This window comes from Mordavella massiliensis (genome assembly GCF_016902415.1).
GTDB classification, from domain to species: domain Bacteria; phylum Bacillota; class Clostridia; order Lachnospirales; family Lachnospiraceae; genus Merdimonas; species Merdimonas faecigallinarum.
On record NZ_JACJLV010000009.1, the window covers coordinates 46,808 to 73,639 of the forward strand.

General features: G+C 45.9%; 41 protein-coding genes. 38 read left to right on the plus strand and 3 right to left on the minus strand.

What is annotated here, in order from left to right; all coding sequences use genetic code 11:
* Positions 1 to 260 precede the first annotated feature (260 nt).
* Complete coding sequence (locus H6A13_RS04200) at positions 261 to 920, plus strand: YcxB family protein (RefSeq protein WP_204908370.1); 660 nt, start codon at positions 261 to 263, stop codon at positions 918 to 920.
* 63 nt (positions 921 to 983) lie between these two features.
* On the opposite strand, the gene H6A13_RS04205 is transcribed toward H6A13_RS04200, so the two are convergent.
* On the minus strand, positions 984 to 1,916 hold the full coding sequence (locus H6A13_RS04205) for a permease (RefSeq protein WP_243424725.1): 933 nt from the start codon (positions 1,914 to 1,916) through the stop codon (positions 984 to 986).
* Between the two features lie 343 nt (positions 1,917 to 2,259).
* Between H6A13_RS04205 and H6A13_RS04210 the strand changes: the two genes are divergently transcribed.
* Positions 2,260 to 2,682, plus strand: coding sequence for a DUF2752 domain-containing protein (locus tag H6A13_RS04210; protein ID WP_204908371.1), 423 nt, complete (start codon positions 2,260 to 2,262; stop codon positions 2,680 to 2,682).
* Here the strand turns inward: H6A13_RS04210 and H6A13_RS04215 are convergent.
* Positions 2,675 to 4,057: a sodium-dependent transporter gene (locus tag H6A13_RS04215; protein WP_204908372.1), complete on the minus strand. Its 1,383-nt coding sequence runs from the start codon at positions 4,055 to 4,057 to the stop codon at positions 2,675 to 2,677. The two genes, H6A13_RS04210 and H6A13_RS04215, sit on opposite strands and share 8 nt — an antisense overlap.
* A gap of 164 nt (positions 4,058 to 4,221) precedes the next feature.
* Entirely contained in the window at positions 4,222 to 5,097 is an 876-nt protein-coding gene (locus tag H6A13_RS04220; protein WP_204908373.1) for a LysR family transcriptional regulator, read from the minus strand.
* Between the two features lie 429 nt (positions 5,098 to 5,526).
* Between H6A13_RS04220 and rpsJ the strand changes: the two genes are divergently transcribed.
* The 36 genes from rpsJ (at position 5,527) to H6A13_RS04400 (ending at position 26,810) form a co-directional block, all read left to right on the plus strand.
* The gene (gene rpsJ / locus H6A13_RS04225; protein WP_070087938.1) at positions 5,527 to 5,844 is read left to right on the plus strand and encodes a 30S ribosomal protein S10; all 318 of its coding nucleotides are present in this window, start codon (positions 5,527 to 5,529) and stop codon (positions 5,842 to 5,844) included.
* A 75-nt stretch (positions 5,845 to 5,919) separates the two neighbouring features.
* On the plus strand, positions 5,920 to 6,600 hold the full coding sequence (gene rplC / locus H6A13_RS04230; RefSeq protein ID WP_070087937.1) for a 50S ribosomal protein L3: 681 nt from the start codon (positions 5,920 to 5,922) through the stop codon (positions 6,598 to 6,600).
* Between the two features lie 29 nt (positions 6,601 to 6,629).
* The gene (rplD, locus tag H6A13_RS04235) at positions 6,630 to 7,250 is read left to right on the plus strand and encodes a 50S ribosomal protein L4 (protein WP_204908374.1); all 621 of its coding nucleotides are present in this window, start codon (positions 6,630 to 6,632) and stop codon (positions 7,248 to 7,250) included.
* Complete coding sequence (rplW, locus tag H6A13_RS04240) at positions 7,250 to 7,555, plus strand: 50S ribosomal protein L23 (RefSeq protein WP_204908375.1); 306 nt, start codon at positions 7,250 to 7,252, stop codon at positions 7,553 to 7,555. The genes rplD and rplW overlap by 1 nt, the downstream gene beginning before the upstream one ends.
* 65 nt (positions 7,556 to 7,620) lie before the next feature.
* Positions 7,621 to 8,463, plus strand: a complete 843-nt coding sequence (rplB, locus tag H6A13_RS04245; RefSeq protein WP_204908376.1) for a 50S ribosomal protein L2 — start codon at positions 7,621 to 7,623, stop codon at positions 8,461 to 8,463.
* A 21-nt stretch (positions 8,464 to 8,484) separates the two neighbouring features.
* Positions 8,485 to 8,766, plus strand: coding sequence for a 30S ribosomal protein S19 (rpsS, locus tag H6A13_RS04250; protein WP_204908377.1), 282 nt, complete (start codon positions 8,485 to 8,487; stop codon positions 8,764 to 8,766).
* Between the two features lie 28 nt (positions 8,767 to 8,794).
* On the plus strand, positions 8,795 to 9,181 hold the full coding sequence (rplV, locus tag H6A13_RS04255; RefSeq protein ID WP_004607294.1) for a 50S ribosomal protein L22: 387 nt from the start codon (positions 8,795 to 8,797) through the stop codon (positions 9,179 to 9,181).
* An 11-nt stretch (positions 9,182 to 9,192) separates the two neighbouring features.
* Complete coding sequence (gene rpsC / locus H6A13_RS04260) at positions 9,193 to 9,846, plus strand: 30S ribosomal protein S3 (RefSeq protein ID WP_204908378.1); 654 nt, start codon at positions 9,193 to 9,195, stop codon at positions 9,844 to 9,846.
* Between the two features lie 2 nt (positions 9,847 to 9,848).
* Positions 9,849 to 10,286 (plus strand): 50S ribosomal protein L16, encoded by a 438-nt coding sequence (rplP, locus tag H6A13_RS04265; protein ID WP_070087931.1) that lies wholly within the window; start codon positions 9,849 to 9,851, stop codon positions 10,284 to 10,286.
* Entirely contained in the window at positions 10,267 to 10,479 is a 213-nt protein-coding gene (rpmC, locus tag H6A13_RS04270; protein WP_476703425.1) for a 50S ribosomal protein L29, read from the plus strand. The genes rplP and rpmC overlap by 20 nt, the downstream gene beginning before the upstream one ends.
* Positions 10,480 to 10,513: 34 nt before the next feature.
* Positions 10,514 to 10,768 carry a 30S ribosomal protein S17 gene (gene rpsQ / locus H6A13_RS04275; protein ID WP_204908380.1) on the plus strand — a complete coding sequence of 85 codons (255 nt, stop codon included), beginning with the start codon at positions 10,514 to 10,516 and terminating at the stop codon, positions 10,766 to 10,768.
* Between the two features lie 19 nt (positions 10,769 to 10,787).
* Positions 10,788 to 11,156, plus strand: a complete 369-nt coding sequence (gene rplN / locus H6A13_RS04280) for a 50S ribosomal protein L14 (protein WP_204908381.1) — start codon at positions 10,788 to 10,790, stop codon at positions 11,154 to 11,156.
* A 21-nt stretch (positions 11,157 to 11,177) separates the two neighbouring features.
* Positions 11,178 to 11,483, plus strand: a complete 306-nt coding sequence (rplX, locus tag H6A13_RS04285) for a 50S ribosomal protein L24 (RefSeq protein WP_338043007.1) — start codon at positions 11,178 to 11,180, stop codon at positions 11,481 to 11,483.
* Between the two features lie 22 nt (positions 11,484 to 11,505).
* On the plus strand, positions 11,506 to 12,045 hold the full coding sequence (gene rplE / locus H6A13_RS04290; RefSeq protein WP_070087926.1) for a 50S ribosomal protein L5: 540 nt from the start codon (positions 11,506 to 11,508) through the stop codon (positions 12,043 to 12,045).
* An 11-nt stretch (positions 12,046 to 12,056) separates the two neighbouring features.
* Positions 12,057 to 12,242 carry a type Z 30S ribosomal protein S14 gene (locus tag H6A13_RS04295; RefSeq protein ID WP_006427396.1) on the plus strand — a complete coding sequence of 62 codons (186 nt, stop codon included), beginning with the start codon at positions 12,057 to 12,059 and terminating at the stop codon, positions 12,240 to 12,242.
* Between the two features lie 15 nt (positions 12,243 to 12,257).
* Positions 12,258 to 12,659, plus strand: a complete 402-nt coding sequence (gene rpsH, locus H6A13_RS04300; RefSeq protein WP_204908383.1) for a 30S ribosomal protein S8 — start codon at positions 12,258 to 12,260, stop codon at positions 12,657 to 12,659.
* 72 nt (positions 12,660 to 12,731) lie between these two features.
* Positions 12,732 to 13,274, plus strand: a complete 543-nt coding sequence (gene rplF, locus H6A13_RS04305) for a 50S ribosomal protein L6 (protein WP_204908384.1) — start codon at positions 12,732 to 12,734, stop codon at positions 13,272 to 13,274.
* A 17-nt stretch (positions 13,275 to 13,291) separates the two neighbouring features.
* Entirely contained in the window at positions 13,292 to 13,660 is a 369-nt protein-coding gene (gene rplR / locus H6A13_RS04310) for a 50S ribosomal protein L18 (RefSeq protein WP_204908385.1), read from the plus strand.
* 14 nt (positions 13,661 to 13,674) lie between these two features.
* The gene (gene rpsE, locus H6A13_RS04315) at positions 13,675 to 14,184 is read left to right on the plus strand and encodes a 30S ribosomal protein S5 (protein ID WP_204908386.1); all 510 of its coding nucleotides are present in this window, start codon (positions 13,675 to 13,677) and stop codon (positions 14,182 to 14,184) included.
* A gap of 15 nt (positions 14,185 to 14,199) precedes the next feature.
* Positions 14,200 to 14,379, plus strand: coding sequence for a 50S ribosomal protein L30 (rpmD, locus tag H6A13_RS04320; RefSeq protein ID WP_204908387.1), 180 nt, complete (start codon positions 14,200 to 14,202; stop codon positions 14,377 to 14,379).
* A gap of 31 nt (positions 14,380 to 14,410) precedes the next feature.
* On the plus strand, positions 14,411 to 14,851 hold the full coding sequence (rplO, locus tag H6A13_RS04325; protein WP_204908388.1) for a 50S ribosomal protein L15: 441 nt from the start codon (positions 14,411 to 14,413) through the stop codon (positions 14,849 to 14,851).
* A complete protein-coding gene (secY, locus tag H6A13_RS04330) occupies positions 14,851 to 16,167 on the plus strand; it encodes a preprotein translocase subunit SecY (RefSeq protein ID WP_204908389.1) in 1,317 nt (438 codons plus the stop codon). Before rplO ends, secY begins: the two co-directional genes overlap by 1 nt.
* Positions 16,168 to 16,228: 61 nt before the next feature.
* On the plus strand, positions 16,229 to 16,873 hold the full coding sequence (locus H6A13_RS04335; protein WP_204908390.1) for an adenylate kinase: 645 nt from the start codon (positions 16,229 to 16,231) through the stop codon (positions 16,871 to 16,873).
* A 3-nt stretch (positions 16,874 to 16,876) separates the two neighbouring features.
* A complete protein-coding gene (map, locus tag H6A13_RS04340) occupies positions 16,877 to 17,650 on the plus strand; it encodes a type I methionyl aminopeptidase (RefSeq protein ID WP_204908391.1) in 774 nt (257 codons plus the stop codon).
* On the plus strand, positions 17,650 to 17,898 hold the full coding sequence (locus H6A13_RS04345; protein ID WP_204908392.1) for a KOW domain-containing RNA-binding protein: 249 nt from the start codon (positions 17,650 to 17,652) through the stop codon (positions 17,896 to 17,898). Before map ends, H6A13_RS04345 begins: the two co-directional genes overlap by 1 nt.
* Before the next feature lie 16 nt (positions 17,899 to 17,914).
* Positions 17,915 to 18,133, plus strand: a complete 219-nt coding sequence (gene infA / locus H6A13_RS04350; protein ID WP_004607275.1) for a translation initiation factor IF-1 — start codon at positions 17,915 to 17,917, stop codon at positions 18,131 to 18,133.
* Positions 18,134 to 18,281: 148 nt separating this feature from the next.
* Positions 18,282 to 18,395 carry a 50S ribosomal protein L36 gene (gene rpmJ, locus H6A13_RS04355; protein WP_003022746.1) on the plus strand — a complete coding sequence of 38 codons (114 nt, stop codon included), beginning with the start codon at positions 18,282 to 18,284 and terminating at the stop codon, positions 18,393 to 18,395.
* Positions 18,396 to 18,739: 344 nt separating this feature from the next.
* Entirely contained in the window at positions 18,740 to 19,108 is a 369-nt protein-coding gene (gene rpsM, locus H6A13_RS04360) for a 30S ribosomal protein S13 (protein ID WP_204908393.1), read from the plus strand.
* A gap of 36 nt (positions 19,109 to 19,144) precedes the next feature.
* Complete coding sequence (gene rpsK / locus H6A13_RS04365) at positions 19,145 to 19,540, plus strand: 30S ribosomal protein S11 (RefSeq protein WP_204908394.1); 396 nt, start codon at positions 19,145 to 19,147, stop codon at positions 19,538 to 19,540.
* Positions 19,541 to 19,634: 94 nt separating this feature from the next.
* On the plus strand, positions 19,635 to 20,228 hold the full coding sequence (gene rpsD / locus H6A13_RS04370; RefSeq protein ID WP_204908395.1) for a 30S ribosomal protein S4: 594 nt from the start codon (positions 19,635 to 19,637) through the stop codon (positions 20,226 to 20,228).
* 32 nt (positions 20,229 to 20,260) lie between these two features.
* Positions 20,261 to 21,220: a DNA-directed RNA polymerase subunit alpha gene (locus tag H6A13_RS04375; RefSeq protein ID WP_204908396.1), complete on the plus strand. Its 960-nt coding sequence runs from the start codon at positions 20,261 to 20,263 to the stop codon at positions 21,218 to 21,220.
* Positions 21,221 to 21,315: 95 nt separating this feature from the next.
* Positions 21,316 to 21,852 (plus strand): bL17 family ribosomal protein, encoded by a 537-nt coding sequence (locus tag H6A13_RS04380; protein WP_204908397.1) that lies wholly within the window; start codon positions 21,316 to 21,318, stop codon positions 21,850 to 21,852.
* A gap of 79 nt (positions 21,853 to 21,931) precedes the next feature.
* On the plus strand, positions 21,932 to 22,642 hold the full coding sequence (locus H6A13_RS04385) for a LytR/AlgR family response regulator transcription factor (RefSeq protein WP_204908398.1): 711 nt from the start codon (positions 21,932 to 21,934) through the stop codon (positions 22,640 to 22,642).
* Complete coding sequence (locus H6A13_RS04390; protein ID WP_204908399.1) at positions 22,639 to 23,958, plus strand: sensor histidine kinase; 1,320 nt, start codon at positions 22,639 to 22,641, stop codon at positions 23,956 to 23,958. Before H6A13_RS04385 ends, H6A13_RS04390 begins: the two co-directional genes overlap by 4 nt.
* 129 nt (positions 23,959 to 24,087) lie before the next feature.
* Positions 24,088 to 26,040 (plus strand): FtsX-like permease family protein, encoded by a 1,953-nt coding sequence (locus H6A13_RS04395; RefSeq protein WP_204908400.1) that lies wholly within the window; start codon positions 24,088 to 24,090, stop codon positions 26,038 to 26,040.
* A gap of 17 nt (positions 26,041 to 26,057) precedes the next feature.
* Positions 26,058 to 26,810, plus strand: a complete 753-nt coding sequence (locus H6A13_RS04400; protein ID WP_204908401.1) for an ABC transporter ATP-binding protein — start codon at positions 26,058 to 26,060, stop codon at positions 26,808 to 26,810.
* Positions 26,811 to 26,832 lie beyond the last annotated feature (22 nt).

Genomic DNA, 26,832 nt, shown 5'->3' on the forward strand with positions numbered 1-26,832 from the left:
CACCCGCTTTTTTTACTGTCAAGGCAATGAACGGAGAAAAAATAATTTTGTATATATTGGGCAGTAAAATTACATATTTATGCAAAAAACTGTACACTTTAACGAAGCGGACTGGTAGCAGTTTAACGTAGTAACGTATACAAGGGCTGTTTTTGAATTAATAGTAGGAAAAAAGAGGAAGATATGGTACAATAACCATGATATGCACCGGCAGATCTGTGAAAGGTGCAATACTAGAGACGGAGGATAATGAGAGGCAGATGGACAATCAACAAATACAGGAAACGGCGGATCCGCGCAGAAATTATTACCGGGTGCATGTGCGAAGAGATACGTCGCTGATGATGACATTTATCAAATTCCAGAACCGTGTCAGCCATCCGAGGGTCACGTTTAATCTGGTGGTTACCGGAATCCTTCTGGCGCTGGTTCCGACGCTGGTGGAAAAACTGGCGATGCCGGGAGTGATCGTCAGCTACGGGGTGGGCGCCCTGCTGATCCTGACCGGGCTGTTCCGCCAGTACCTGACGCTTTCCATGATGAGAAATAATCCGGAGGTCAAAGAAAACGAAGAGATCACCTATTATTTCGGAAATGCCGGCATCCGGGCAGTCAGGGACGGACAGGAAGAGAACATGGGCTTCTACAAGGCTGTGTACAGGATCTGGGAAGACGAGAAGACCTTTTATGTGGGGATGAATGAAGACGATCTTCTGATCCTGCCGAAAGACCGGTTTGAGGAAGGAAGCGCAGAAGACTTCCGGGAGTTCCTGGTGGATAAGAGCGGAGCGGATTACCGGTGGAAGCCGCTGGGGCTTGTGAACCGGTGGAAGGATTTCCTGACACAGACAAAGAACCGGATCACCTACCTGCAGATGGAAGCGCGTGAACGGGACCGGAATCAGAAAGGTAAAAAGTAAGGGAGTTCGTATGATACGAACTCCCTTGATTCATTTCTGTATTTTATTATGTGTGCTGTAGGATTAAGCAGCAGACCCTTTCTTGATCGCATCGTGCAGATACAGGAAAGCGGTGATGTAAACGATGACTGCGATAACCTTTGTAAGGGTCTCCAGCGGTAAGCTGGAAACGAAAGCGTATGCACAGTAAACACCGATTGCTCCGAAGATTGCCTGTGTCCAGCATGCAACCATGTCGTATCTTCCCTGAGCGATGAATTTCGGGCCATTACCAAATGCCATCAGGTATGCACAGGATCCCATCATAGCCGGGAATGCACATCCGGCATCCATACCAAGTGCAAGAACCATAGCCATACAAGGAGCGTAAAGACCTACACCGATACTCATCAGAGCGCCGAATACAAAGTTGCCGACAACAGCGATCACGAGTTTCACGCCGCGAAGTCCAAGCTCTGTACCAACTGTACCGAACGGTCCGATGGCCATAACCTTCATCAGGATTACGGTAGCCAGGATAAAGAGACCTACGAACAGCGCGTAACGAACTTTCTTACGGTCGAACTTGGTTACGATGTCAGCCATTACAAAAGATCCAACTACAGAAGCTACGATCATCAGTACCAGTGTCAGGATATCCATATCTACGAAACCGAAGAACAGGAACGCCTCAACACATACAGGAACGGTATCACCTACGTTCAGAGTACCAGGAACCAGGATATCGTCTACAGACTTCGTCAGCTTAAAGGAAGCAGATGACGGAGCGAAAGAACCGATTCCCAGAGTATCCAGGAAGTTCGCTACGAATCCGGTGATTGATGTTGCTACCAGGTTCTTTGGCTGTTTGCCTTTCTGCCACAGTTCTTCACCGGTCATGCCAGTTCCAGGGTCTTTTTCCGGATTAGCGCGAAGCTCTTTGTTCTTGCGGATCATCAGGATCACATTCAGAAGAATACCGATCACGCATAATCCCTTCATGATGTACATTGCCATAAAACATCCCTCCAGATTATAAATTATAACAGTGAATCTGTCCTAGCAGCTATCCCCGATTATAGCAGATGACAGGTTCGATTATCACGCTAATTATATCATTAAAAATTTAACGAGTCAACGTGTTCCAGACATGAAGGAATAAATTTTGTGAAAGTTGAATAAAAAAACAGAATTTAATAAACTTAAGAAAAATATGCTTGACACTGGTCTTTGCCGTGTAGAATTGATACAATGATTTTATCATAGAAGAAAAGACGGAAGATATCAGAATCAGAAAGACGGAAAAGTTATGCATAATCACGAAGAAACGCAGAGAAAAAACAGGAGAAATACAGGGAGAGTGATTCTGCTGCACGCGGGAGTCCTGGCCGTGTTTTTTGTAATGGCCGCATGGATATGGCATTGTCCCATACGGCTGTTGTTCGGCGTCCCCTGTCCGGGGTGCGGAACGACCAGGGCCTGCTTAAGCGTGCTGAAGCTGAAGATACCGGAAGCATTTGCCTATCAGCCGGTGTTCTTTTTGAATGTGCTTCTGTTCCTGTATGGGATCCACCGCAATATAATAAGAAGAAACGCCGTGAAAAAAGGACTGCGCTGGAGCGATAAAGCTGAAACGGCAGTCCTTGTGCTGGTCATAGCAGTGATCCTGACCGTGTATGTCATCCGCCTGATCCGGCAGGATTCTCCGGTGATGGAACTCTCACCGGAGAAGGGCCTGGTATTTCGCGTGGCAGAACTGATCAGGGAAATGCTTTCTACTTAATAAAGCCAAAGACGGTCAGCAGGATGACGATCATGAAGAAGGGCACCAGAAATACGGTGCGGATCTTGTCAAACAGGGTGACCCGCCCGAATTTTCCGTCATTGGTAACTTCTTTTTCGTAGTTTTTGAAGCCCCAGACTTTTGCGATGAAGATGCAGACCAGGATACAGCCAATGGGCATCAGGATATAGGCGGTAAACATGTCAAGCCAGTCGTAAAGCCCGTAAGAGGCAAATCCATTTGCGTCGATCCAGGGGAGTTTCAGGCTGCTTAATTTTCCAAAGCCCAGAGATACGATGATATTTCCGGCGCCGATGATGACGGCGGTCAGGATGGTGGCGTTCCGGCGGCCCATGTGGCAGTTGTCCTCGAAGGTCCGGATGGCGATCTCAAAGAAGCTGAACAGCGATGAGATCACGGCGAAGAGGATCGCCAGGAAAAAGCAGGCGCCGATGAACCGTCCTCCTGCCAGCCGGTCGAATATGTCGGTCATTACATTGAATACCAGGCTGGGGCCGGCGGATTCGATGTCCACACCGCCGGAGAAGGCGGAAGGAACTACGACGAATCCTGCCAGGATTGCCGCGGCGGTATCGAAGACAGACACCATGATGGCGTCGCTTTTTAAGTTGTTTTCTCTGGAAATGTTTGCGCCCAGCGTCTCATAAAGCCCCCAGCCGATCCCGATGGAGAAGAGTACCTGGGTGGCCGCCTGGGCAAAGGTGGTAAAGCTGAATTTGCTGAAATCCGGGAGCAGATAATACTTTACGCCCTCGATGGCGTTATCATTGACAAACAGCGCCCAGATCCCGCAGATGATCAGCAGGGCGAACAGCAGGGGAAGCATCACTTTGGATATCTTTTCCACCGTGTTGGTGATGCCAAAATACAAAAGGAAAGATACCAGCGCCAGCAAAAGCAGGGTCCAGATGATCGGCTCCACCGCCGATGAAGTAAACTGGTCGTAATAGGCCTGTTTATCCGAACCAAAATCACCGCTTACAATATACTGGAACGCGTACTTGGCCACCCAGCCGCCTACCACCACATAGTACATACACAGCAGGGTGGTACAGACCACAGCCATCCATCCGGCAAATCCCCATTTCTTGTGGATCCGCTGAAAACAGGTGACCGTGTCTTTGCCGGTATAGCGGCCAATGGCGGTTTCCATCTCTACCATAGGATGGCCCATCAGGATCACGACGATGATGTATACCACCAGAAATACACCGCCGCCGCCCTCATATGCCAGGTAGGGGAACCGCCAGATATTGCCAAGACCGATAGCGGCGCCGGCGGCAACCATGAGATAGCCGAAGCGTGAGCCCCATTGACGAGTTACATTGTTGTTCTGGTTACTCTGATTACTCATAATATCCCCTTCCTTTCTGGCTAAAAAAGCACCCCCACGGATCGTGAGAGTGCTTTCTTGATTTTATAAAAAAGATTACCTCTATTTCAGTATATTCCTTTCCGAGAAGAGTGTCAATAAATATATTAGATAAACTAATGCAAATATTAGAAAAACTAATAAAATTACTCGTCGTCCAGCAGAAAATCCTTTGCGTATTCCAGAAAAATACGGGCGGCAGGGGATAACTCTTCCTGGGAGGCGTAGGCAAGTCCCAGCTGCCGGTAGAGCCTGGGGCTGGTGCTGCGCCGGACAAAGTTCCCGGACAGCTTCCTGAGAAGGAGGCCCGGAAGAAGAGAGACGCCCAGTCCCTGCTCCACCATGGAAAGGACGGAAAATTCATTGATGGAGATAAAACGGATGTCCGGGGAGAGGTTGTGCTCTTTTAATACCCGGTGGACGTCGCTTCCGGGAACATAGGCGGTGGTCACAAAGGGCGCGCCTTCAAAGCTTGTAAGGGGGACGGTCTCCTGCCCTGCCAGCGGATGGTCGGAAGGGAGAACTGCATAGATCTCGTCTTCCATCACCGGGAGAAACTGATAGCGCTGTCCCTCCTGGCGGCTGATGAATCCGATATCCACCCGGCGTTCCTGGATCCAGTCTGCAAGTTCGCCTTCGTCTCCCTCGATCACATGGAAATGGATCCCCGGGTGGTCGGCATGGAATTTTTTGAGAATACCGGGGATCCAGTGAATGGAACAGCTTAAGTAGGTCCCGATGCGGATCGTACCGGTCTGAACGCCGTTTAACGAGGCAATTTCCTGGCGGACAACCTCGTCGGCGCTTAAAAGTGCGCGTACAGAAGGGAGAAGGGATTGGGCCTCGGGGGTGGGTCTCATGCCCCGTCCGCTTTTTACGAATAAGGAAAACCCGATCTCCTTTTCCAGAGCCTTCATCATCTGGGTGACGGCGGACTGGGTGAGCCCCAGTTCTTCGGCCGCGCGGGTGTAGCTGCCTGCGTCGCTGACCGCAAGCATGACTTTCCATCTTCTGATATCCATAAAATCGCCTCTCTTCCTATTATAAAGGAACAGTTTTGTTCCCTGTACATTTGTCAGTGTTTCTGATAAAATGGTAACGGAATCCGCGGAAAAAAACAAGAAAAACGGAGATATTTGTAAAAAAATGAGATTGTACCTGAAAAAATACAATATTTCCGATAAAGGGGTTGAAAAACCGGGGATATTCCGATATACTATAAAAGCTGTGACATTGATAGCTGTGAAGCGTGAGGTTGCTGCCCTTAAGTGGCAGGTTTTCCGTGGAGCGAATGTCAAGTTAGGAAACTGGCGACAAGTCACTGTACGAAACTATAACAGCCACTGAGATGTGGCAACAACCCGTGAGTAGCTCACGACACACACGGGAGAGTGTACAGTCACCGCTTGTCGTACTGAAGTAAGAAGTACGAAAAGGAGGCGACTTTTTTTATGGCAAGTCAAGTAATGAGAATCACACTGAAAGCGTATGATCACCAGCTGGTAGATGCATCCGCAAAGAAAATCATCGAAACTGTGAAAAAGAACGGATCAAAGGTGAGCGGACCGGTGCCGCTTCCGACAAAGAAGGAAGTAGTTACCATCCTGCGTGCCGTACACAAGTACAAAGATTCCAGAGAGCAGTTCGAGCAGAGAACTCATAAAAGACTGATCGATATCATCACACCGACCCAGAAGACGGTAGATGCACTTTCCAGACTGGAAATGCCGGCTGGCGTGTACATTGATATCAAAATGAAAAACAAGTAAAAAAACGCAGTAGTTCCTAACATTTAGGATGAACGCCGATGTGCGTTCCGCTGTAAATCACAGGAGGTAATCATAATGAAGAAGGCTATCTTAGCTACAAAGGTCGGCATGACCCAGATCTTTAACGAAGATGGAACACTGACACCTGTAACTGTGCTTCAGGCAGGTCCCTGTGTAGTAACACAGATCAAGACTGCAGAGAACGACGGTTACGATGCGGTTCAGGTTGGCTTCGTTGACAAGAAAGACAAGATCGTAAACAAAGACAAGAGCGGTAAGAAAGAGATCGTTCACCGTCACGGACTTACAAAGGCTGAGCAGGGACATTTCGCAAAAGCCGGCGTATCCGGAAAGAGATATGTAAAAGAGTTCAGATTTGAGAACGCAGGCGAGTATGAGCTGGCACAGGAGATCAAGGCTGATATCTTTGAGGCCGGAGAGAAGATCGACGCAACTGCGATTTCCAAAGGAAAAGGATTCCAGGGTGCGGTAAAGAGACACAACCAGCACAGAGGACCTATGACTCATGGTTCCAAATTCCATCGTCATGCAGGTTCCAACGGTGCGGCATCTGACCCGAGCAAGGTATTCAAAGGAAAGAAGATGCCCGGACAGATGGGACACAAGAAGATCACCATCCAGAACCTTGAGGTTGTACGCGTAGATGCAGAGAACAACCTGCTTCTGGTTAAGGGATCCGTACCGGGACCGAAGAAGTGCCTGGTAACAATCAGAGAAGCGGTAAAAGCTAACTAGGTTTTGGCGAAGAAAGGAGGACGCTTAGAATGGCAAACGTATCTGTTTATAATATCGAAGGTAAAGAAGTTGGTACGATGGAATTAAACGATGCGGTATTCGGTGTGGAAGTAAATGACCACCTGGTACACATGGCTGTCGTAAACCAGCTTGCAAATAATCGTCAGGGAACACAGAAAGCAAAAACACGTTCTGAAGTTTCCGGCGGCGGAAGAAAACCGTGGAGACAGAAGGGAACCGGTCACGCAAGACAGGGATCCACAAGAGCTCCCCAGTGGACAGGCGGCGGAGTGGTATTCGCTCCGGTACCGAGAGATTACAGCTTCAAGATGAACAAGAAAGAGAAGAGAGCAGCTCTTAAGTCTGCCCTGACTTCCAGAGTAGAAGAGAAGAAGTTCATCGTGATCGACGAGATCAGCTTTGCTGATATGAAGACAAAGAACATGGCAAACATGCTGAAGAACCTGGAGGTTTCCAAAGCATTAGTTGTATTGGAAGATGGCAATACTAACGCAGAAGTTTCCGCAAGAAACATCGCTGACGTTAAGACTGCAAAGACAAATACGATCAACGTATACGACATCTTGAAGTACAACACAGTGATCGCAACAAAAGCGGCTGTTGCTAGTATCGAGGAGGTGTACGCATAATGGCAGATATCAAGTATTATGATGTAATCCTGAAACCGGTAGTAACCGAGAAGAGCATGAACCTGATGGGAGAAAAGAAATACACATTCTTAGTACACCCGGAAGCAACAAAGTCTCAGGTAAAAGAAGCAGTGGAAAAGATGTTTGCAGGAACAAAGGTTGAGAGTGTAAACACCATGAACTGTGAAGGAAAGAAAAAGAGAGTCCGCGGAACATTTAAGTTCGGTACAACCGCCAAGACCAAGAAGGCAGTTGTAAAACTGACAGCGGACAGCGCCGACATCGAGATCTTCGCAGGCCTGTAGGCCGAAAGCGGCGCACAGCATACGGACAGAAACCGTGATAATAAACATTTGAAAGGAGAACAACAATGGGAATTAAGACATACCGCCCATATACGCCTTCCAGAAGGCAGATGACCGGATCTGATTTTTCAGAGATCACAAAGACAACTCCGGAAAAGTCTCTGCTGGCTTCCAAAAGCAGACAGGCAGGACGTAACAATCAGGGAAAGATTACAGTAAGACACCGCGGAGGCGGAGCTAAGAAGAAATACAGAATCATCGACTTCAAGAGAAGAAAAGATGGTATTCACGCAACTGTTCTTGGTATCGAGTATGATCCGAACAGAACAGCAAATATCGCGCTGATCTGTTATGAAGACGGAGAAAAGGCATACATCCTTGCTCCGGAAGGACTGACAGACGGCATGCAGGTTATGAACGGACCGGAAGCAGAAGTAAGAGTAGGAAACTGCCTGCCTCTTTCCGAGATCCCGGTAGGTACACAGATCCACAACATTGAGCTGCATCCTGGCAAGGGCGGACAGATGGTACGTTCCGCAGGAAACAGCGCGCAGCTGATGGCAAAAGAGGGAAGATACGCAACTCTTCGTCTTCCTTCCGGAGAGATGAGAATGGTGCTCAGCGAGTGCCGTGCTTCCATCGGTGTTGTAGGAAACGGTGACCACAACCTGATCAACATTGGTAAAGCAGGACGGAAACGTCACATGGGTATCAGACCGACTGTTCGTGGTTCTGTTATGAACCCGAATGACCATCCGCACGGTGGTGGTGAAGGCAAGACTGGAATCGGACGTCCGGGTCCGTGCACACCTTGGGGCAAGCCAGCACTTGGTCTTAAGACAAGAAAGAAAAACAAAGCTTCTAACAAGATGATTGTAAGAAGAAGAGATGGTAAAGCGATCAAATAGTATTTAAGGAGGTTAGAACCTATGGCACGTTCAATTAAAAAAGGACCATTCGCAGATGCAAGCCTGCTCAAAAAGATTGACGCCATGAACGAAAAGGGAGAGAAGTCTGTTATCAAGACATGGTCCCGTCGTTCCACAATCTTCCCGAGCATGGTTGGACATACAATCGCCGTACATGACGGAAGAAAACACGTTCCGGTATATGTGACAGAAGACATGGTAGGACACAAACTCGGTGAGTTCGTAGCTACCAGAACATATAGAGGACACGGAAAAGACGAAAAGAAATCAAAGGTTAGATAATATTAGATTTTGAAAGGAGGGTTCATCCATGGCAAAAGGACATAGATCCCAGATTAAGAGAGAAAGAAATGCTAACAAGGACACAAGACCTTCAGCTAAGTTATCTTACGCTAGGGTTTCTGTTCAGAAGGCATGCTTCGTACTGGATGCCATCAGAGGTAAGGATGTAACAACAGCACTTGGTATTCTGACATACAATCCAAGATATGCTTCTAGCTTAATAAAGAAATTATTAGAGTCTGCAATTGCAAATGCCGAGAACAACAACGGTATGAACGCTGAGAACCTTTATATTGCAGAGGCTTATGCAAACAAAGGACCAACAATGAAGAGAATCAGACCTAGAGCACAGGGCAGAGCTTACAGAATCGAGAAGAGAATGAGCCACATTACACTTGTGCTTGATGAAAGATAAGGAGGGCAAACATGGGACAGAAAGTTAATCCTCATGGCTTGAGAGTCGGTGTTATCAAAGACTGGGACTCTAAATGGTATGCAGAAAAAGAGTTTGCAGACTACTTAGTAGAAGACCATGAAATCAGAACGTATCTTAAGAAAAGATTATACAGCGCTGGTATCTCCAAGATCGAGATCGAGAGAGCATCTGACCGCGTAAAAATCGCTATCTACACAGCTAAGCCGGGTGTTGTTATCGGTAAAGGCGGTTCTGAGATCGAGAAAGTAAAAGGTGAGCTTAAGCAGTTCACAGACAAGAAGCTGATCGTAGACATCAGAGAGATCAAGAGACCGGATAAGGATGCACAGCTTGTAGCAGAAAATATCGCACAGCAGCTTGAGAACCGTATTTCCTTCAGACGTGCAATGAAATCCTGCATGTCCAGAACCATGAAGGCAGGAGCCCTTGGTGTGAAGACTTCCGTATCCGGACGTCTTGGCGGAGCTGATATGGCGCGTACCGAGTTCTACAGCGAAGGCACCATTCCTCTTCAGACACTGAGAGCAGACATTGATTACGGATTCGCTGAGGCAGATACCACCTATGGAAAAGTAGGCGTTAAGGTATGGGTCTACAAAGGCGAAGTTCTTCCGGAGAAAGCAGATAAGGAAGGAGAGAAATAAACATGTTAATGCCAAAAAGAGTAAAACGTCGTAAACAGTTCCGTGGCACTATGAAGGGCAAAGCTCTCCGCGGAAACAAGATTACAAATGGTGAATATGGTATTGTTGCAATGGAACCCTGCTGGATCCGTTCCAACCAGATCGAGGCTGCCCGTGTTGCCATGACTCGTTACATCAAGCGTGGCGGTAAAGTCTGGATCAAAATATTCCCGGATAAACCTGTAACTACGAAACCAGCCGAGACACGTATGGGTTCCGGTAAAGGAACTCTGGAATACTGGGTAGCAGTTGTAAAGCCTGGCCGTGTAATGTTCGAGATCGCGGGCGTATCAGAAGAAGTTGCAAGAGAAGCTCTTCGTCTGGCAACCCACAAGCTGCCATGTAAATGTAAAATAGTTTCTCGCGCAGACTTAGAAGGCGGTGATAACAGTGAAAATTAATGCATTTGTAGAAGATTTAAAGACAAAATCAGCTGCAGAGCTGAACGAAGAATTAGTAGCTGCTAAAAAGGAACTTTTCAACCTGAGATTCCAGAACGCGACCAATCAGTTAGACAACACCAGCAGAATCAAAGAAGTGAGAAGAAATATTGCCAGAATTCAGACCATCATCACTGAAAAGAGCGCAAAATAGCAGAACATCCTATACAATGAAAGGAGTATAGACTGTGGAAAGAAATCTTAGAAAAACACGTGTTGGTAAAGTTATCAGCAATAAAATGGATAAGACCATCGTTGTTGCAGTAGAAGATCATGTAAAACATCCACTGTATAAGAAGATTGTTAAGAAAACTTATAAGCTGAAAGCACATGATGAAAATAACGAGTGTAACATCGGCGACACAGTAAAAGTTATGGAGACAAGACCGCTGTCCAAAGATAAGAGATGGAGACTTGTCGAAGTTATGGAAAAAGTGAAATAGTATAAGGAGGGAAACCTGCATGATACAGCAAGAAAGCAGACTGAAAGTAGCAGATAACACAGGTGCGAAAGAATTACTGTGTATCCGTGTACTTGGCGGTTCAACAAGAAGATATGCAAGTATCGGTGATATCATCGTTGCTTCCGTTAAAGATGCAACACCAGGCGGCGTTGTTAAAAAAGGTGATGTAGTAAAGGCAGTTGTTGTCCGTACTGTAAACAGCACACGTCGTAAAGACGGCTCCTACATCCGTTTTGACGAGAATGCAGCAGTTATCATCAAGGATGATAAGACACCAAGAGGAACCCGTATTTTCGGGCCGGTAGCAAGAGAGCTCCGTGACAAACAGTTCATGAGAATCGTCTCCCTGGCTCCGGAAGTACTGTAAGGAGGTGCGAGCAAGATGTCTATGTTAAAGATCAAAAAAGGCGACACCGTAAAAGTGATCGCAGGAAAAGATAAAGACAAAGAAGGCAAAGTGATTTCCGTTGATCAGAAAAAAGGCAGAGTAGTGGTTGAAGGCATCAACATGCTGACCAAGCACACCAAACCAAGCGCTGCAAACCAGAACGGCGGAATCATCCATCAGGAAGGCTCCATCGACATTTCCAACGTGATGTATGTTCACAAAGGAAAGGCAACCAGAGTCGGAATCAAGATGGACGGAGATAAGAAAGTACGCTACGCTAAATCTACAGGCGAAGTGATCGATTAATCCAGGAAGGAGGGTGTACGCATTGAGTAGACTGAAAGAACAGTATCAGAACGAGATCGTCGACGCACTGACGAAAAAGTTCGGTTATAAAAATATCATGGAAGTGCCAAAGCTTGATAAGATCGTGATCAACATGGGCGTTGGCGAAGCAAAAGACAATGCAAAGGTTCTGGACTCCGCAATCGCTGACCTGGAGAAGATCTCCGGACAGAAAGCGGTAATCTGCAGAGCCAAGAAATCCGTGGCTAACTTCAAAGTCAGAGAAGGAATGGCAATCGGATGTAAGGTTACGTTAAGAGGAGAGAGAATGTACGAGTTCATGGATCGTCTGATCAACCTGGCTCTGCCTCGTGTACGTGACTTCAGAGGTGTGAACCCCAACGCATTCGACGGAAGAGGAAACTATGCACTTGGTATCAAGGAGCAGCTCATCTTCCCGGAGATCGAATACGATAAGGTTGACAAGGTAAGAGGTATGGATGTGATCTTTGTCACAACTGCTAAGACAGACGAAGAGGCTCGCGAGCTGCTGACACAGTTCAACATGCCGTTTACAAAATAAGGAGGTAAATTATGGCTAAGACAGCGATGAAAGTAAAACAGCAGCGCAAACAGAAATTCTCTACCAGAGAATACAACCGCTGCAGAATCTGTGGACGTCCACACGCATATTTGAGAAAATATGGTATCTGCCGTGTTTGCTTCCGTGAACTGGCATACAAAGGACAGATCCCGGGCGTTAAGAAAGCAAGCTGGTAAGGAGGAAAGAATATCATGACAATGAGTGATCCAATCGCAGATATGCTTACAAGAATCCGTAATGCGAATACTGCAAAACATGATACAGTAGATGTACCGTCATCCAAGATGAAACTCGCCATTGCGAACATCCTGCTTGACGAAGGATATATTGAGAAATACGATCTTGTTGAAGACGGCGTATTTAAGACCATTCATATCACCCTGAAATACGGCGCAGATAAGAATGAGAAAGTAATCACAGGCCTGAAGAGAATCTCCAAGCCGGGACTTCGTGTGTATGCAAACTGCGAAGATCTGCCGAGAGTATTCGGAGGACTGGGAACAGCGATCATCTCCACTAATAAGGGCGTGATCACTGACAAAGAAGCAAGAAAACAGGGCGTAGGCGGAGAGGTTCTCTGCTACGTTTGGTAACAATCACAAAGCAACTGAAAACAGAGCAGGCAAGCATCTGCTCCGAAAATTTAAGTTAAGGAGGAACAGGCAATGTCACGTATTGGAAGACTGCCGGTAGCGATTCCCGCAGGCGTAACTGTAGAGATCGCAGAAAATAATAAAGTGACTGTTAAGGGACCGAAGGGAACCCTTGAGAGAGAACTGCCGACCGAGATGGAAATCAAAAAGGAAGGCGAAGAAATCATTGTAACCAGACCGAACGATCTGAAGAGAATGAAATCTCTGCACGGTCTGACAAGAACACTGATCAACAACATGGTTGTTGGTGTTACAGAAGGATATCAGAAAGTTCTGGAAGTAAACGGTGTCGGATACAGAGCGGCAAAATCAGGAAACAAGCTGACTCTGAGTCTTGGATACTCTCATCCAGTTGAAATGATCGATCCTGAAGGTGTTGAGACTGTTGTTGAAGGACAGAACAAGATCACCGTTAAAGGTATCGACAAAGAAAAAGTAGGCCAATACGCTGCTGAAATCAGAGACAAGAGAAGACCGGAGCCGTACAAGGGCAAGGGAATCAAGTATGCTGATGAAGTGATCAGACGTAAAGTTGGTAAGACTGGTAAAAAATAAGTAAGGAGAGTGTGAAAATGGTTAGCAAAAAATCAAGAAGTGTAGTTCGTGTTAATAAGCACAGAAAGATCCGCAACCGTTTGAACGGTACGGCCGAGTGCCCGCGTCTGGCTGTGTTTAGAAGCAACAATCATATGTATGCACAGATCATTGACGATACAGTTGGTAATACTCTCGTATCTGCTTCCACTCTTCAGAAAGATGTGAAAGCAAATCTGGAAAAAACCAACGATGTTGATGCGGCAGCATACCTTGGAAAAGTAATTGCCGAGAAGGCGCTGGAAAAAGGTATCAAAGATGTTGTCTTTGACAGAGGCGGCTTTATATACCAGGGAAAAATCCAGGCATTAGCAGACGCAGCTAGAGAAGCTGGGCTGAATTTCTAGAAGGAGGAGCACACATGAAACAGGAACGTATTGATGCTAGTCAGTTAGAATTAAATGAAAAAGTAGTGTCAATTAAACGTGTAACCAAAGTTGTTAAGGGTGGCCGTAATATGAGATTCACAGCTTTAGTAGTTGTCGGCGATGGAAATGGCCATGTTGGTGCAGGTTTAGGAAAGGCTACTGAAATTCCGGAAGCGATCCGCAAAGGAAAAGAGGATGCTGCAAAGCACCTGATCACAGTAGCGCTGAATGAAAATGAAAGTATCGTACACGATTTTATCGGAAAGTTCGGAGGAGCTTCTGTACTGCTCAAAACAGCTCCGGAAGGTACCGGTGTGATCGCCGGAGGTCCGGCCCGTGCCGTGATCGAGATGGCGGGAATTAAGAACATCCGTACCAAATCTCTCGGATCCAACAATAAGCAGAACGTCGTTCTTGCTACGATCGATGGATTACGTCAGATCAAAACTCCGGAGGAGGTTTCCAGACTTCGCGGAAAATCAATCGAAGAGATTTTAGGGTAAGGAGGGAGACCGAAAATGGCAAATTTAAAAGTTACTTTAGTAAAATCTACCATCGGCGCCGTACCGAAGCATAAGAGAACTGTGGAAGCACTGGGACTGAAGAAGACAGGCAAGACCGTGGAGCTTCCGGATAATGCAGCTACAAGAGGCATGATCAAACAGGTGCAGCACCTGGTAAAAGTAGAAGAAGCATAAGAAACATATTTCGAAAGAAGGAGGTGTCACCATGGATTTATCAAACTTAAGACCTGCAGACGGTGCAAAGCACAGTGATAATTTCAGAAGAGGACGTGGACACGGTTCTGGAAACGGTAAGACAGCCGGTAAGGGACACAAAGGCCAGAAGGCTCGTTCCGGAGGCACAAGACCGGGATTTGAAGGCGGCCAGATGCCATTATATAGACGGATTCCGAAGAGAGGATTTACCAACAGAAATTCCAAGACTATCGTCGGAATCAATGTCAGCGCTCTGGAAGTGTTCGATAACGACGCAGTTGTTTCTGTAGAGACACTGGTTGAGCAGGGCATCGTAAAGAATCCGAGAGACGGCGTTAAGATCCTCGGAAACGGTGAGCTTACAAAGAAGCTTACAGTTCAGGCAAATGCATTCAGTGCAGGCGCTGTAGAAAAGATTGAAGCGTTAGGTGGAAAAGCAGAGGTGATCTAATGTTAGATACATTCCGTAGGGCATTTCAGATCAAGGATATTCGTAAGAAGATCTTATATACGTTTTTGATGCTGGTAGTGATCCGCGTGGGATCACAGTTGCCGACGCCCGGAGTAAACGCTCAGTTTATTCAGAACTTTTTTGAACAGCATACCGGGGAAGCGTTTAACTTGTTTAACGCTTTCACCGGAGGCTCTTTTGAGCAGATGTCTGTATTCGCGCTGAGTATCACACCGTACATCACATCTTCCATCATCATGCAGCTTCTTACTATCGCAATCCCCAAACTGGAGGAGATGCGAAAGGAAGGAGAGGACGGACGGAAGAAGATCGTTGCGATCACCCGTTATGTTACGGTACTCCTTGCGCTGATCCAGTCATCCGCTATGGCTATCGGTTTTGGAAGACAGGGACTCCTGATAGAGTATAATTTCGTCAATATCGCCATCGTCATCCTGACACTGACCGCAGGAAGCGCATTCCTGATGTGGATCGGTGAAAGGATCACGGAAAAAGGTGTGGGAAATGGTATCTCCATCGTACTTGTGATCAATATCATTTCCAGTATCCCAAGCGATATGACCAGACTCTATGAGCAGTTCGTAAAGGATAAGCCTGTTGCATCCGCAGCGCTGGCAGCGCTTGTTATCCTGGCTATCATCCTTGCCCTGGTAGTGTTCATCGTAATCCTTCAGGGCGGCGTGCGCAGGATTGCGGTACAGTATTCCCAGAAGATCGTGGGAAGACGGTCTGTAGGCGGTCAGTCATCCAACCTTCCTCTGAAGGTCAACACAGCCGGCGTAATCCCGATCATCTTCTCCTCATCCCTGATGCAGACACCTGTCGTGATCGCATCCTTTATGGGAAAAGGAGAGGGCAACGGCATCGGAAGCCAGATCTTAAGAGGATTAAACCAGAGCAACTGGTGTAATCCGGATCAGCTGCAGTACAGCTGGGGACTGGTCGTATACATTATCCTGACTGTATTCTTTGCCTATTTTTATACATCAATTACATTTAACCCGATGGAAATCGCCAACAACTTAAAGAAGAGCGGCGGCTTTATCCCCGGCATCCGTCCGGGCAGGCCCACCGTAGAGTACCTGACAAAGATCCTGAATTACATCATCTTTGTAGGCGCCTGCGGACTGATCCTGGTACAGATCGTACCGATCCTCTTCAACGGCTGGCTTGGCGCACAGGTTTCCTTCGGAGGAACCTCGCTGATCATTATCGTCAGCGTCGTACTTGAGACGATGAAGCAGATCGAATCACAGATGCTTGTACGTAATTACAAAGGATTTTTAAATAGTTAGCATTTTCAACTCGCGGAAAAATTTTTCGCGGGTTAAAGTGCTATTAAGGAGGAGGTATAATATGAAGGTTGTTATGTTAGGTGCTCCCGGAGCAGGAAAAGGAACCCAGGCGAAGAAGATCGCCGCAAAGTACTCTATTCCACACATCTCCACCGGAGATATTTTCCGTGCAAACATTAAGAACGGCACGGAGCTTGGAAAGAAGGCAAAGACCTACATGGACCAGGGACTGCTGGTACCGGATGAACTGGTTGTTGACCTGGTGGTAGACCGTGTGAACCAGGAAGACTGTGCAAACGGATACGTTCTGGATGGTTTTCCGCGGACCATTCCTCAGGCAGAAGCGCTTACAAAGGCGCTGGCCGGTCAGGGACAGAAACTGGACTATGCCATTGACGTAGATGTTCCGGATGAGAACATTGTGCGCCGGATGGGCGGACGCCGCGCCTGCGTCGGATGCGGAGCTACATATCATCTGGAATATGCGCCTCCGAAGCAGGAAGGGATCTGCGATACCTGCGGCGGCGAACTGATCCTCAGGGACGACGATAAGCCGGAGACCGTAACAAAGCGTCTGGGCGTTTATCATGAACAGACACAGCCGCTGATCGATTATTACACCAATGCCGGAATCTTAAAACGTGTAGACGGAACCGTCGACATTGACGAAGTATTCCAGGCGATCACAGAGATCTTAGGAGAGTAAGAGATGCCGATTACAGTAAAATCACCCAGGGAGATCGAACTGATGACAGAAGCAGGGCGGATCCTGGAGATCGTTCACAACGAACTCGGGAAAGCGCTGCATCCGGGAATGACCACAAAACAGATCGATGAACTGGGCGAAGAGATCATAAGGAGTTATGGCTGTATGCCTTCTTTCCTTAATTATAATGGCTATCCTGCCTCAATCTGCGTATCCGTCAACGACGAGGTGGTGCACGGGATCCCAAGCCCGCATCACTTTATCCGGGAAGGAGACATCGTCAGTCTGGACGCAGGTGTGATCTACAAAGGCTATCACTCCGACGCCGCGCGTACCCACGGCGTCGGGGAAATCAGTGAAGAAGCAAAGAAACTGATCCGGGTAACGCGGGAATGTTTCTTTGAAGGTATAAAATATGCCAGAGAAGGCAACCATCTATTTGATATATCCTCAGCCATCGGCAGATATGCGGAAAGCTTCGGGTACGGTGTGGTACGCGACCTGTGCGGACACGGGATCGGCAATGCGCTCCATGAAGCGCCGGAGATCCCCAACTATGCCATGAACCGGAAAGGTGTTCTTTTGAAGGCCGGTATGACACTGGCGATCGAACCGATGATCAACATCGGCGGCTGGGAAGTAGACTGGATGGATGATGACTGGACGGTCGTGACCAGAGACCATTCCCTGTCTGCCCATTATGAAAACACCGTGCTGATCACAGAAAACGATCCGGTGCTTTTAAGCGGGCAGAACGAACATCAGGAGGATGTATAATGGATAAATTCGAGACAGGAATGCTTGCCAGGGCGAAAGCCGGGCACGACACCGGCAGGGTCTATGTGATCACCGGCGTCGACGAGGCATATGTATACCTGTCGGACGGAAAGTTAAGACCGTCGGACAGACCCAAGAAAAAAAAGAAAAAGCACGTCCAGATCATTCTGGAAAAACATGATCTGGAAGGCGCCGATGACAGCAAGATCAGGCAGATACTGAAAACATGGAATCAGAAAGAAGGATAACAGGAGGAGTAAAGGAATGTCAAAAGCTGACGTAATCGAAATTGAAGGAACCGTAGTAGAAAAACTGCCAAACGCAATGTTCCAGGTAGAGCTGGAAAACGGCCACCAGGTACTGGCCCACATCAGCGGCAAACTGCGTATGAACTTCATCAAGATCCTGCCGGGAGATAAGGTGACACTGGAACTGTCCCCGTACGATCTCTCAAAGGGAAGAATTATTTGGAGAGATAAGTAAAAAAGTATTGACTTTGAGAAAATGCCGGTGCTATAATGTATAGGCGCGTTTCCGGGCATTTTTATGCCCATGCCCCGGCGGCTGATAAAAATCGGGGGAAAAGCGCGAGAAGCTTTAGAGACAGCAATGGATGAAAGGAGGATCCCCCATGAAGGTTAGATCATCAGTAAAACCAATTTGCGAAAAATGTAAAGTAATTAAAAGAAAAGGAAGCATTCGCATTATCTGCGAGAACCCGAAGCATAAACAGAGACAGGGCTAATCCCTGACGTATGTTTATTAACTTAGGCGGCTGATAGCAGTGACACACCAGGCGGTGTGTAGGCTATTTCAAATATACAAGGAACACCTGTAGCCGGTGAGATTCCTCGTATATTGCTTCTAATGCCGGCCCGTCATTACCGGTATACGCCGGTGGCCGGAAAGGGTGTGAATACCGACACACCTGGACTAAAGTGGAAGTTCCCTACACTAAGCTCGAAAAGACCTCGCTAAGTGAACGGGAACGACTTTTCACAGTAGGCTCGAGAAAACCTCGCCAACTGTTCAATAGTCCCTATTAAAGACAGTATCAAAAAACAAACAAAGAAATTGGAGGAAATTCACATGGCTCGTATTGCAGGTGTAGATTTACCAAGAGACAAACGTGTTGAGATCGGACTTACTTATATCTATGGAATCGGAAGAGCAAGCTCTAACCGTATCCTTTCTGAAGCAGGAGTAAATCCGGACATCCGCTGCAGAGATCTGACAGACGAAGACGTTAAGAAGATCAGTGCAGTGATCGATGAGACACAGGTTGTAGAAGGTGATCTGAGAAGAGAGATCGCCCTCAACATCAAGAGATTACAGGAGATCGGATGCTACAGAGGTATCCGTCACAGAAAAGGACTTCCGGTACGTGGTCAGAAGACAAAGACCAACGCAAGAACCAGAAAAGGTCCGAAGAGAACAGTAGCAAACAAGAAGAAATAATAAATAAGAAAAAGGAAAGAGTAGGTTAGTTTTATTATGGCAAAGAGAGTTACAAAGAAAGTGACAAAGAAACGTGTCAAGAAAAACGTTGAACACGGACAGGCACATATCCAGTCATCTTTTAATAACACCATCGTTACATTAACAGATGCACAGGGTAATGCTCTTTCATGGGCAAGTGCAGGTGGTCTGGGATTTAGAGGTTCAAGGAAATCTACCCCTTATGCAGCACAGATGGCAGCAGAGACTGCAGCAAAGGCAGCATTAGTGCATGGTCTGAAATCCGTTGATGTTATGGTAAAAGGACCGGGATCCGGTAGAGAAGCAGCGATCCGTGCCCTGCAGGCATGCGGAATTGACGTAACAAGCATCAGAGACGTTACTCCGGTACCGCATAACGGATGCCGTCCGCCGAAGCGCAGAAGAGTCTAATCGGCAGAAACCGCGCGGCCACGTGCGGATTTCGTAAGAAGAACTACATGAAAAAATATTTTATATGTATAGAATATCAGGAGGAAATTAGAGCATGGCAGTAAATAGAGTTCCGGTTCTGAAAAGATGCAGATCCTTAGGAATGGATCCTGTATATCTTGGAATTGATAAAAAGTCCAACAGACAGTTGAAGAGAGCCAGCAAAAAGATGAGCGAGTATGGCCTTCAGCTTCGTGAGAAACAGAAAGCAAAATTCATCTACGGCGTACTGGAGAAGCCGTTCAGAAACTACTTTGAGAAAGCACAGCGCATGAGCGGTATGACAGGTGAGAACCTGATGCGTATCCTGGAGTCCAGACTGGACAACGTGGTATTCCGTCTTGGCCTTGCAAGAACCAGAAGAGAAGCAAGACAGATCGTTGACCACAAGCACGTGCTGGTAAACGGCAAGCAGATCAACATTCCTTCCTACCAGGTAAAGGCAGGCGATGTGATCGAGATCAAAGAAAAACACAAAAGCTCACCGAGATACAAAGGAATCACAGAGGTTACAGCAGGACGTCTTGTACCGGAGTGGCTGGAGTCTGATCTTGAAGCTCTGAAGGGAACTGTAAAAGAGCTTCCGAGACGTGACGAGATCGACGTACCGGTAGACGAGATGCTGATCGTCGAGTTGTATTCTAAATAATAATCCGTAACACCACAGGAGGTGGAGCAATCGTGTTTGATTTTAATAAACCTAATATTGAAATAACTGAAATATCTGAAGATAAGAAGTATGGAAGATTTGTTGTAGAACCTCTGGAAAGAGGCTATGGAACAACATTGGGTAATTCCTTGAGAAGAATCATGCTCTCCTCTTTACCGGGAGCTGCGATCAGCCAGGTAAAGATCGACGGCGTGCTTCATGAGTTCAGTTCCATTCCGGGTGTGAAAGAAGATGTTACAGAGATCATCATGAACCTGAAGTCTCTGGCAATCAAGAATACATCTGAGACAGATGAACCAAAGACTGCTTATATCGAGTTCGAGGGCGAAGGCGTGGTAACAGGCGCAGATATTCAGGCAGATCAGGATATCGAGATCATGAATCCTGAGACTGTGATCGCAACCCTGAACGGCGGAGCAGACAGCAAGCTGTACATGGAGCTTACCATTACAAAGGGAAGAGGCTATGTAAGCGCTGACAAGAACAAAAATGAGGAACTGCCAATCGCGGTGATCCCCATTGATTCCATCTATACTCCGGTTGAACGCGTGAACCTGACGGTTGAAAACACACGTGTAGGCCAGATTACAGACTTTGACAAGCTGACGCTGGATGTCTATACCAACGGCACTCTGATGCCGGATGAGGCAGTCAGCCTGGCTGCAAAAGTCTTAAGCGAGCATCTGAAGCTCTTCATCGATCTGTCCGAAGTAGCCCAGGCTGCAGAAGTTATGATCGAGAAAGAAGACGATGAGAAGGAAAAGGTGCTGGAAATGAGCATCGACGAACTGGAACTGTCCGTTCGTTCCTACAATTGTCTGAAGAGAGCCGGCATCAATACGGTAGAAGAGCTGACCAACCGGACACCGGAAGATATGATGAAGGTACGGAACCTGGGAAGAAAATCCCTGGAAGAAGTCCTTGCAAAATTAGATGAGCTGGGCTTAAGTCTCAGCAGAGGCGAAGAGTAAATCTTCTGTCAGTAAGACCGAAGCGCATGGCAGAGCATTTGGCTAGTAAGCCCGAAGAATGCATAACCAAATGTAATATATGGAGGATATGAAAAATGGCAAAATACAGAAAACTTGGCAGAACATCAAGCCAGAGAAAAGCACTGCTTAGAAACCAGGTAACTGCTCTGATCAACAACGGAAGAATCGTTACCACAGAGGCTAAGGCAAAAGAGATCCGCAAGATCGCAGAAGGCCTGATCGCCATGGCAGTAAAAGAAAAAGATAACTTTGAAGAGGTAACCGTAAAAGCAAAGGTTGCACGCAAAGACAAAGACGGCAAGAGAGTCAAAGAAGTAGTAGACGGCAAGAAAGTAACCGTATACGACGAAGTTGACAAGAAGATCAAAAAAGATATGCCGAGCAGACTGCACGCACGCCGTCAGATGCTGAAGGTTCTCTATCCGGTAAAGGAAGTTCCGACAACTCCGGCCGGAAGAAAGAAAAACACCAAACAAGTAGATTTGGTTGCAAAACTGTTTGACGAGATCGCACCGAAGTATGAGAACCGCAAGGGCGGATATACAAGAATCGTAAAGATCGGACAGCGTAAAGGTGACGCTGCAATGGAAGTTCTGATCGAGCTGGTATAGTCTGAAATTAAGAAACGTAAAGAAACCGCCGGAACCGGGCAGAACCCCGGGACCGGCGGTTTTTCTATATGAGGGACATATGATAAAAATAGCGGTATGTGATGATGAGAAATATTATGCAGATCAGATAGGTCAGGAAATTCAGAAACATGGCAGAAAAATGGGACTGAAATTGAGTGTGGATGTTTATTATGACGCTGCCGGTTTTTTTGAAGGGCCGATAGAGAGTTATCAGATCCTTTTTCTGGATGTAAAGCTGCAAAATGGGGAAAGCGGGATAGAACTGGGCAAAAAGTTGCGAGAAAAGTCTTCGCGCGCGATTATTATTTATGTGTCAGCATATATTGAGATGGCTCCAATGGGCTATGAGGTAGAAGCTTTTCGTTACCTTCTGAAAAAGGATATTGAGAAAACACTGGCCTATACACTGGAGGATGCGATCGCCAAGCTACATAAGCAAAATTATAATTATGTAATCCGTACAAAAGGGAAAACGCAAACTCTTCCACTGGATGAAATCCTGTACTTTGAGAGCTATAAGCGATATGTAACAATCTATACTTCTCATGAAAATTACAAGCAATATCGGAAGATTTCAGATTTGGAACAGGAGTTGTTGGAGTACGGCTTCGGAAGGATTTATAAAAGTTATCTGGTAAACTGGAAACATGTACAGACCATTGAGAATGGAAAAGCACTGATGGATAATGGTATCAGACTCACCTGCAGCAGGACAAATTATCAGGAGATCATCAGACAGTACATTCTGTGGGTAGGGAGAGAATCATGACAGTATGGATATCTTTTATGGTTATAGGAATAGAGATTTTAGCATTCTATCTTCTGGCTGAAGGTTTTTTTGAACGCAGATATCAGAAAAAATGGTTATACAGTGCAGTGCTGCTGATTAGTTTTTTGGGGAGCAGTCTGTTTAGAAATTTTCTTGATTTTGAAAATACACTGTTAAAAACCGTACCGGTGGTGCTGCTTTTTATTTGTCTGCTCGTATTTTTTTACAAAGGAAGCATTTGGAAGAAACTATTTCTCGCCTTAGTGTATTATGTAATCTTGTATGCAGTCAGCTACGGAGTCATATTAGGGATCATGCTGGTCGGGAAAGTGACAGTGGAAGATATTTTGTCAACAGTAGGGTTATGGATGTTAGGTGTGATCCTGTCTGACGCTATGGTCCTACTTGTCTGCTATATTCTTGGGAAGGCAATGAAAAATCATAGAATGCAGATCAGGCAGCCCTTCTATTACTGGCTGCAGATATTGGTGATACCGGTAGGAACGGTATTAAATTTAAGGCTGGTAGTTTATTATGCGATTCAAACCAATGCAGTCAGCGGATGGCTGTTGGCTGATGTCATCTTATTAGTTGTTAGCAATATACTATTTTTACTTTTAGAAAACAGGCTGGAAAGGGCAAGAGAGCTGTCTGCGCAGAATAAAGAATTGGAACAACAGTTAAAATATGAGGAAAGCAGGCAGAAGATCATACTGGATAACTACCGCAGACAGAGAAGTCTCACGCATGATTTTAACAGTCACCTGTATGTGATAGAGGGTCTGGTGAAACAGAAGAAATATCAGGAAGCAGAAAAATATTTGAACAATCTTGCACAGACTACAGCGCTGGATCTGGAAGTTATTCATACGGGAAATGCGGTGGCAGATACGATCCTAAACCGATATTGCCAGAAGGCAGGAAAGATGGGAGTACTGATAGACTTTGATCTTGGGTATGGCAGACATTTTCCTTGCCCGGAAGAAGAACTGGCAGTTATTTTATCTAATATTCTCCAGAATGCACTGACTGCAGCCAAAGAAACTACAAAGAAACAAATCCATGTCAGGATGACACAGCGGACTGGAAAACTGATGTTTTCTGTGAGAAATACATCAAAACAACCGTCTGGAAAGCAGGAAAAAACAGATTTGGTACACGGTTACGGCCTGGAAAATGTAAAGAGACTGGCAGAAAAGAACGGAGGACAATTTGCTGCGTCTTATCAAGATGGATGGTTTCAGACGACAATTATATTTGAATTAAACCGTTTGGAACAAGATAGATGCAATATGGAACAACAAGGGCGAAATTGAAAAAGAAAAGTGCTATGATGAACCCAAGAGGAGCGAAGAGAAATGTGGCTCGAACGGTTCATCGAATAGCGCTTTTTTATTGTCAAAAAGAATATTTTTAGACGAATTATATTATGAAAGGGAAAACAAATGTTAAAAAGAGTAATCCTGAAAAATTTCAGATATAACTTAAGAAATTATCTTTTGTTCTTTTTGAGTAATACGCTGGCTGTTTCACTGACGCTGGTATTTTTGGGATTAAAGAACAATCTGGGGAATCATATTGAAGATAAGGCGACGAACTATATTATGAGTTCTGACTTTTTTATAGCTGTTATAATGCTGTCAGCCGTATCGGTAGTTCTGACCGTTTATGCAGTAAGAAACTATGTACGTGTGCGTGTGCGGGATTACAGTATGCTGATGCTGCTGGGAATCCGTAAAAAAATGTTTCAAACGATCATTTTTGCTGAATATGGTCTTGGATGGCTGTTGTCTGTAGCCGCAGGTTTTCTATGCGGGAGTCTTATCTATTATCTCTATCAGGAGCTATTGTATGGTCTGGAACCGGACATGATTGAAAAATCTATGATCGGATTCAGGGAATATCTCCTTACTTTTATAGTAAGTCTGGCGATCGTTGTAGTTGTTGTTATGGTTACGCTGACAATTATGGAAGGCAAAAGCCTGGACAGTTTTGCTGCGGGAAAAGAGATACAGGAAAAGAAGATACGGACAGGTAAATGGAGTATCGTATTTGTTATAGGTATTATTCTTGCCATATATGGCGTTTTTACATTTCCGAACGGAGGGGCTGGCCCTATCCGTGCACAGGTAGTATGGGTCTTGTCAGGACTGTTTGTCATGTATATCGGGATCGGCCTGCTTTTGGAAGTTTTAAAGAAGCGTCCAAAAATTTATCTGTCGCATCTGTTTCGGATTAATCAGCTAAATCATCATTTTACCAGTAACTTTCTGGTGATTTTTATGTTGTTTATTATTCATTTTTTTGCAACCGGATATGTGGTGCAGGGACTGGCGGGAAGCTTTCCGATATATGTGGATAAAGAACTTTATCCCTATGATTATATTTTGTCTATTCGGGAAGGGGATCAGAAGATAGTAGAAGACGTTGTGGAAAAATACGAAGGAACACTGGAATGGATCCCTATGATTAAAGTTGTAAATATGACTGGACTGGATGAGTTTGGTATTTCGCAAAGCGCTTGTAAAGAATTGATGGGAGTTTCTTTTGATTTGAACGACAATGAAGTCGGACTGTATAAAGAAGATAATGAAAAGTCGGATAGGGAGATTAATGATCCGTCAACTCTGGAAGTGTATGAAATTTTACGCATGGGAAGATTCCGGGGAGAGGATTTAAATATCTATACCTATACAGATGATGGGTATGAAAAGTTTGACGTGGTAAAAGCTGTCAGTGGAAATTATCTTGGCTGCCTTTCGGATGGTTACAGGGATAGCTGGATTATTATGTCAGACGCAAGGTTTGAGAAGTATTGGACACAGTTCCAGGAGAAAGAGGACGAACCTGTCTATCTGGCGTTGCTTTGTATTCCGGAGGAGTATCGTTCTCAGGCGGGAGAAGAACTGAAAAATTATTCGGACAAATATGGCGTAGAAGAAATGAGTTCATTGCAGGAGAACTATTATGATGTAAATCAGGTGGTAGACGGGATTGAGAAGCGAAGTCTGTTTCAGATAAGCAGTAAACTTTTGCTGATCTTGTCGCTTCTGTTCAGTAGTGTTTTTATTGTGAAGATAAAGGCGATGGCTGATGAAGAAAGCATGCAAAGAAGATACACTTTTTTATCTTCCATGGGAATGCATCGAAAAGAAAGAAGAAAGAATGCGCGGTTTGAGGTGATCTGTACAGCTGCAATACCATTGATTATCGGTATTGTCTATGGTGTGAATTATAATGTACAGTACTGGAAACTTCTGATGGCTTCTGGGGATGATATGAGCGGTGATTATATAAAAGTATTAGCGATTCATCTTCTGCTGTATTTTATCTTACAATTTATTGGCATTCTGTTCATTGCTGCAGGGACAGCGAAAAAAGTTACAGAGAAATCTTAAGTGGGAGGAAATAAATCATGCATGTATTAGAGGTGGAAAATTTAATCCGTAATTATCAGAAGTCAGCGTTGAAAAAGAGTGACGAGGACATCAAGGTCTTAAAGGGTCTCAACTTCTCTGTGGAGCAGGGAGAGTTCGTGGGCATCATGGGAAAGTCCGGGTGTGGAAAGACTACGCTTCTGAAAGTGCTGGGGATGATCGACAAGCAGACAGACGGCGTTGTGCGGTTTATGGAAAAAGACACCAGCAAGTTGTATGGCGATGAACTGGCCGATATCCGGAGAGAGCAGATTGGCTTTGTATTCCAGGATTTCTATCTGATGGACAGCCTGTCTGTGGAGGAGAATATCATGCTGCCTATGATCCTGGGACAGGAGAAGGTAGACGTGATGACGAAGGCTGCCAGAAAGTATGCGGAGCAGTTCCAGATCAGCCATCTGCTGAAAAAGAATCCTTATGAACTGTCCGGCGGTGAGAAGCAGAGGGTAGCCATCTGCCGTGCGCTGATCAATGACCCGGATCTGATCCTGGCGGACGAGCCTACCGGGAACCTGGACTCCAAGTCCGGCCAGATCGTCATTGACGCACTGGTGCGGATCAATCAGGAATTTGGAAAGACCATCGTAATGGTCACCCACGATCCGCAGATGGCCAGCTACTGCAGTCGGATCATCCTGTTAAAGGACGGCGTGATCCTGGATAATCTGGATCACGGAGACAGCCAGGAAGCGTTCTATCAGGAGATCATCGGACGGATGGCGGATTTATAGAGTTTTACGGGGGAGATAGGAG